Consider the following 7,690-nt stretch of genomic DNA (forward strand, 5'->3'; position numbering starts at 1 on the left):
GGTCGAGGACGTCGACAGCCAGTACGGCACCAACCGCTGGGTCATCACCCGGCGCGCCGCCTTCTCGGGCTCGACGGATTACGTCACCGGCAAAAAGTACATCGTCCAGGCGGCGAACGCGAACACCGGAACAGTGATGGTGTCGATCGGCACGGAGCCGGATCGGCCGCTGCTCGACGCGGACGGGAACGAGCTGGTCGCTGGCGAGATCACTGCCGGGCGGTACTACACGATCCGCTGCGGCGCGGCGAATACTCGCAATTATCGCATTGTCGCGAGCACGACGACCGAGAAGCAGCGGCTCGCGGTTATCGAGCGCACCGGGCTGATCCAGCTCACCAACGTTTCGGGCACGGGCACGACGATCACGGGCGAGCCTTTCGGCGTCGTTGGCCCGGTCTCGGACGTGACCACGGGCATGCTGTTCTCGCTCGTCGCCAATGCCGCGAACGCGGGCCGCTCGGTCACGCTCAGGATCGGCGACAACGGCGCCCGCCTCCCGGTGCGCGCGGTGGACGGCACGCCGCTGCGCGTCGGGGCCTTGAAGGCCGACCATCTCTACGTGCTGCGGCGCTACGGCCCGGCCGCGACGGACCCGCACTATCGCGTCGTTCTCGGCGTCGATCCGGTCGCCTCGTCCGGCGGCGGCGCGCTGCCCGATCCGGTCGACGAATTCGAGATCGCGGTCCCGGGTGATTACCCCAACATCCAGGCGGCGTTCGACGCGGCGCTCTGGGTGCGCGCCAAGACGATCAACATCGTGATCGCGAACGGGCACCGGCTCACCAAGGGCCTGCGCGCGGACGGGTCCGGTACCGCGCATATCAGGATCACCTACGCGGGAACCGGCGCGGTCAAGCTCGCCGCGGGCTTCGTCGGCGCCTCGAACCTCGACGTCGACCCGATGCTTCTCTCGGCCGTCTATCGCTCGGCGGGCAACGTATTCGTGTTCAACAGGGGATCGGCGCCGACCATCGCCTGCCTCATCGATATGGAGGGGCGGGACGGCAACGGCTACGTGGGCGTCAACACCCAGAGCCAGATCAATCCGGGCTGCGGCGTGATCAACGCGGGCCGGGCCGGCTTCGTCCAGCAGGGCGGGCAGGTCTATGCGCTCTATTCGAAATGGGATGGCGCCGGCGGCGAGGGGATCCGATGCCAGCAGGCGGCGTCGCCATCGTTCCAGGGCGCGTCCGCCGATGACTGCCAGTCGGTGCCCGCGATCAGCACGCTGACCTCGCTCGCGGCGGCGTATTTCTCGCGCGCGACGCATGCGCAGTTCCAGGACGGGTCGGCCAGGCGCAGTGGCGGCCACGGCCTCGGGGTGCATCGGGGATTCCTGAGCGCCACCGACGCGGATGTGAGCGATGCGACCTATCGCGGCCTCGAATGCTCGCACGGCGGCGAGGCGATCGTGAACCGTGTCGATTTCTCAGGCGCGGGCGAATATGCGATCGGCGCCGGCGCCGACGCCGTGCGCGTCGTCGCCAACGGGGCGAACCTGAAGGGCGCCGGGATCAAGTCGGTCTACGCGGTCGGGGGCGGCCATGACATTTCGATCTGGGGCGCGGCGACGAATTCGACGCCTGGCGCCTGGGTGCGCGGCAATACCCACATTCCGGTCATCGGCGACGTCTCCGGCTTCGACTTCTTCAACTTCCCGAGCTGGCGGGGCATCCTGAAGGCGAACGTCGACGGCCCGCTCGAGAAGTTCCGCGGCGGGGCCGTGGGTCAGATGCCCGTCAAGCTCTCGGAAAATGATTTCGACATCGAATGGCAGGACCCGACCGGTGGTGGTGGTGGTGTGCCGACCTCAAGGAGGGTGGACGGCGACGGCACCTATCTGGAACTCGGCGGGCCGCTCTCGGGCGACGTGGTCATCGCGCCCACGATCGCCATGATTGCCAGCCTCGCCAAGGCGGATGCCGCTGCCGGCGAGGCTGCGACCGCGCTCGCGCTCGCCGGCAAGGAGCCGATCCACACCTTCGTCAGCTGGACCTCGGCGGCGCGCGACCTCGCGATCTCCGACAACCGCGCCCGCCTGCGTGCCACCCATGCCACACCCGTCCTGACGATCCGGCACCAGGCCGATGTGGCTTATGTCGACCACACCCTCGTCGAGGGCTCGTCGCTCAACGCGATGCTGGTCCAGGGCTCGACCGACGTCACCGTGAACGGCGGGCCGGGCGGGTCGGTTCTCATCCCGGGGCAGACCGATTTCCGGATCGAGCGCATCGCGGCCAACGATTGGGTGGTGACCGGCAAGGGTGTCACCGGCCTGCCGGCGGTCACCACCGCCGACAATGGCAAGGTCGCGATGGTGACCGCCGGCGCGTGGGTGGCCGGCGCCCTGCCCGCCTCGCTGCCGGCGGTCACCACCGCCGACAATGGCAAGGTCGCGCGGGTCGTGGATGGGGGTTGGGTCGCGGCCCAGGCGCCGGTCACCGGCCAATCGCTCTACGTGATCCCTGAGGAATATCCCGGCACCACCGAGGAGAAGATCGAGGCGTGCTGGGCGGCCGCTCTCGCGACCGGCAAAACGGCCTACCTGGGCGGGACCTATGACATCACCCGCGCGCTGGCGAAGGTGTCGGTCGCCGATGGCGCGCGGTTCAACGTTCTGCTCGCCGGTAAAATCAACATCGTCGCCAACATCGAGCGGCCGATCGTCGTCGAGGCGGTCTGGCCCGCGCCGACGGCGGTCACATCGTTGACCTCGACCACCTTTGTGATGGACGGCGGCGCCTCGGCGACGGAATGCATCGCGGTTGTCTCGCCCGGCCATGGCGTCGCGGTCGATGAGATCGTCAAGCTCGTCGCGGACGATCAGATCCCGGGAGAGATCAACGATCAGCGGCGCGTCGGACAATACGGCCGGGTCGGCGCCGTCGTGGGCGACACGGTCTATGTCGCCATGCGGCTGCTCGATCCGTTCACCACGGGCATCCGGCTCCAGAAAGTCCCCAAGGGGGCGGATTTCTCGCTGACGGGCCCGGGCCAGATCACCCACACACCGGGTCAGACCTGGCACGTCAACGCGCTGACCCTGCGCGGCTTCGTCGACGCCCTCGTCGACGCGACTATCTTCGATGGTTACGATTGCGGTCTGCAGCCGCAGAGCTGCCTCCTCTCGACCTGGCGCGTCGGCGCCTGGGGCGCGGACAACAAGATCAATTCGGCCGGGATCTCCGCCTACGGCGTCCAGGACTGCTGCGGTTACGGCAACGAAATCGAGATCCGGGGCGAGGGCAACCGCCATTGCGTTACGACCGGCAGCCTGACGACGGCCGCCGGCGGCGCGACCTATCAGTACGGGCGTGCGACCGCGCTCAGGATCACCGGCGCCTGCATGGGATCGACGAGCGCGGCCGTCGACCTGCACTCCTCGGCGCAGGACTGCGTGATTGATGGTGTGCGCGTCACTGGCGGCAGCGCGGGCGAGGACGGTTCGGGCGCGGCGATCCAGCTGCGCGGCCGGCGCAACCGCGCCGTCAACCCGGTCGTCTCGGCCGCCGCGCACGGCGCCCAGCTCTGGGCCCAGGCCGAGGGCGACGGCTGGGATCTGTCGATCGAGGGGGCGCGGTATACCGGACCGGGAGACGCGGTCCGGCTGGGCGCGCAGACCGCGGCGATCAAGCTCAAGGCGCCCCGGATCGTCGGCGGCCGCTTCGAGATCTCCGACAATCTTCGGACGGTCTATGTCACCCAGACCGACCTCCTGCGCTGGTCCGGCACCGAGATCGTCCCGACCGGCGCGACCTCCGGCTCGCGTCTGATCGAGATCGGCGCCAACGTCGACGAGATCTGGCTGATCGGCCTGACAATCGACTTGTCGCGGTTCACCGGCGCGAACTACGACCTGATCGGCTTCTCGGCCGGGGTCACCGGCACACGCGTCGTGCTCGTCGCACCGTCGATCATCGACCCGGACGGCCGGCTGCGCTCCGTGGTCAACGGCACGGGCGCGACCGACGTCGAGGTCGAGATCATCGGCCTGCCCGACGAGGTTCAGGTCTCCGGCGCGCTGGCGATCAACGCCACCGGCGTCAGCGTGACCGTCAGGCGCACCGGCCAGATGAGCCTCGCCGAGCTGATCGCCCTGGTCGTGGCCAGCAACTCCGATCCCGACGAGACGGCTTTGGGCGCCGCCCTGATCGCCGCGATCGAAACCGCCGATCCGGATGCGTTCTCGAGCGCGGAGCGGACGCTGGCCCATATCGAGGCGGCCGCGCAGGACGCCGAGGATGGGGGACCGCGCCTCGGGAACGCGCTCGCGGCCGCGCAGCTGACGATGAGCCAGGTGGCGATCGAAGCGCTCCTCAACGGCCTCTACAGCCGGGCGGGATACGGCGCGGCGCTGCTCTCGGGCGTCGAGGACGGCGACGTCCTCCTCGCGGGCGGCCTGATCGAGGGTGCCGCGAACCTGCGCCGGATCGTCGGCGCGGACTCCGAGGCGGTCATCCAGACGCCGAACCGGATCCCGCATTTCGACGAGGACGGCGAGGTCGAGGGACTGACCTATCCCGGGGCCGCGCTTCTGATCGAGGCGGCCATGCCCTTCGGCGGCGCCGGACTCCCGGTTATCCCCGTCGCGGGCGTGCTCGCCTACAACGCCGCTGCGAACCGCGTCGCTAAATGCTCGATCTCGGCCAACCTGACGCTCGACGCGACGATCTGGGACAATCTGACCGGCAATATCACCGCCTATCTCCTGATATCGACGGACGGCACGGCACGCACGCTCACGGTCGGACCTTCGGACAATGGCTTGATCCCGCTGGTCGGGGCGAGCACGTTGCCCGTCACGCTGGCGGCGAACTCGACCTATCTGGCGACCCTCAACCGTTTCGATCGTGTCCCGGTCCTCACGCTTTCGCCCCAGGGCGGCGTGGTCGCGCCCGCGACGGTCCAGGTGGTCAGCTACGGCAGCACGGTCACTGGCGCCATCACCGCGACGCTGGGCTTCACCACCAAGCCCGTGCACCAGAAGGAGGATGACATTCTTGCCATCGCGGTTCAGGCGCAGGGCGGCACCGCGCCCGCGCACCCCGCGGGCTTCACGACGATCCCCTTCAATTCCGGCTCCGGCGCGCCGGGCGTGAGCCTCGCCCACAAGGTCGCGGCCTCGGCCAGCGAGGCGCTGACCGGCTGGACCGGCGCCGAGCGCGTCATCCTGGTCGTGCTGCGCAAGCTCGGCGGCGTGCCGCAGTTCGGCGATATCGCATGGTGGAAGGCCGGCGGCACGGCGGGTGGGCCTGGCACCGTCACCTGGGAAGAAGCGAGCCTCCCCTCGCCCCGGCGCGGGATCTATCTCGGCCTCCATTTCCTGGTCTCCTCGGACGGAGGCGAGATGCGCCCCGGGATCGCCCTGAAGCAGACCTTCGGAACGTCGAACCGGGTGATGCTGGGCTATTCCGACCCCACGACCGCGTCACCGCTCGAAGGCGTGACGACGGAAAAGGCAGGCAACCTGGCCAAGTCCGCGACGATCGTCCTGCCGATCTACTGACCCCCCTCCCCTTTTCCACCGCTCGACGGGCGCTCCTCCACGCGCGCCGCGACCTTTGAGGTGTCTCGCATGGCTGATATCAGGCGCTACAGCAAGACGGCGACCGGCAAGTGGCAGAAGCTGCCCTGGAACCGGAGGCTCAACACGCCGTCGCCGAAGATGCTCACGCCTCCGACGATCATCGGGACGCCCGCGCCGGGGCAGAGGCTTACCTGGGCCGGCGGCACCTACGAGGGCATCGAGATCCAGTCCGAGGGCGGAGAGTGGACGCTCTACGACACCTCCGGCGCCGTGCTGCGCCAGTCGAGCAATCCGAGCTTCACGATCCCCGTCGAGGCGCCGTCCGGACGTCTGGAGATCGTCGAGCATGCCGTGGACAAGTATCGCCGCCGGCCCGAGCCGCCGGGCAAGGCGTCGGTGGCGGTCACCGCGGTCACCGGCCTGCCGGTCTTCACCCGCGATCCGGTCATCTCGGTCAGCGGCGGCGGCGCACCGGTGGTCGGCGCCGTGCTCGTCGCGGTCCGCGGGGCCGCGACCGGATCGCCGGCGCCGACGATCGCCGGCGAGTGGTATCGGGGCGGCACGGCGACGGGCGTGACGGCGCTCAGCTACACGACCACTCCGGCCGACCTCGCGGCGGAGATGACCTATCTCGACACCGCGAACTCGGGCGGCAATCAGGCCACCGCCCGGTCGAACCGCATCACCGTCGTCTCGGCCACGCAGACCATCCCGGCGTTCACCGCGAAACCGAGCATCGCGCGGAACACCACGACCGGGGTGCTCACCGCGACCCCCGCCCCGGTTGTCGGCAGCCCGCCGCCAACCGTCACGGGCCAGTGGTATATCGCCTCGTCCGCGACCGGGGCGCTCGCGGCGATCCCCGGCGCGACGGGCGCGACCTGGACGCCGACCGCGCTCTATTTCGGCGGCGGGTATTACGCCAGCTTCCGCAACAGCGCGACGAACACGGCGGGCGGGCCGATCCTGTCCGAATATGCCGACCGGGTCCCGATCCCGGCCACCGAGGGCTTCACGGCCCAGCCCGTCGTCACGCCGAGCAAGGCGGCCGACTGGTACCCCAGTGCCCGGGTCTCCACGACGGATGGCACCTATCGCGGCACGCCGACGCGCAAGATATACGAGTGGACCGTCGACGGCGTCGTCTCCTCGGTCCTGACGGATTATTACTTCGATCTTTCGAACCAATCGCCCGGGAAGAAGATCAAGAGCCGCGTTGGCCTCGTCTACGCCTCGGGCAACACCGTCTACTCCAGCTACTCGGCCGAGATCACGGTCAGCAATCGGCCCACGACGGGGGACGAGGGAGACGCGGATTATACCGTGACGACCGCGGCGGGGCTGCGGACGGCGCTGATCAATGCCTCGCTCGGGCAGGTTATCGAGATGGCGCCTGGAGACTATGGCCAGCTCGACCTGAGGAACATCAGCAAGAATACCTCTCGAACTGGGATGAGCGATCGGAGCTCATTCGTCCGGATCAGGCCGCAGGATCGGGTCAATATGCCGCGCGTCAATCACCGCGGCACTAAGGTCCTGATGACCGACACTTCGGGAATTCTGATCGATGGGATCTTCTTCGACGGCAGCTCGTATCCCGATACCAGAGCCAACGGCGATCCGTATCCGGCGGCCCGAGCGAATTCCGATATCATCTCCCAGAATTACCCGAACGGCGCGCGCGTGGCGGATACCGGGTCGAAAGGGATGCGGCTTGAAAACTCCATCCGGCATGTCCGGATCGAAAATTGCCTGTTCAAATTCCACCACCGGCAGATCGAATGTGCATGGAACTGTATCGCCTATGATCTTTGGATCAGGGGGAATGAATTTATCGAAGATGGGATGGATACCGTCAATTTCATCGGAAATATGTATGGGTGCCGATTCCAGTACAATCTTATCTGGAGAACGCATATCGATTACAAGCGGACCAGCGAGATCAATATACTCAAAGGCCTGTACCGCCCCGGGCTTTTGAGACACCCGATTGCGACTATGCGGCCAAGGGCATCATGTCCATCTGGTCGCGTCGGAACTGGGCTGGCGAGCGGTGGCCGTGGCGCTCGATCAGCCAGCATTCGTTGTAGGTTCGCCTGAAGTCGATCAGGGCGAGGCGGAGTTCCTCGACGGTTCGGAAGGTCCTCACCCAGAGCAGGT

Annotated in this window: 2 protein-coding genes; both read left to right on the plus strand. The window is 67.9% G+C overall.

Features of this window, described 5'->3' with window-relative positions; all coding sequences use genetic code 11:
• Positions 1-5,509 (plus strand): hypothetical protein (locus VYI76_RS03245; RefSeq protein ID WP_326523343.1); only part of this gene is annotated, 5,509 nt, incomplete at its 5' end.
• A 69-nt stretch (positions 5,510-5,578) separates the two neighbouring features.
• Positions 5,579-7,630, plus strand: a complete 2,052-nt coding sequence (locus tag VYI76_RS16800; RefSeq protein WP_443018895.1) for a hypothetical protein — start codon at positions 5,579-5,581, stop codon at positions 7,628-7,630.
• Positions 7,631-7,690 lie beyond the last annotated feature (60 nt).

The organism is Sphingomonas sp. (assembly GCF_035910975.1).
In the GTDB taxonomy this organism is placed as follows: domain Bacteria; phylum Pseudomonadota; class Alphaproteobacteria; order Sphingomonadales; family Sphingomonadaceae; genus Sphingomonas.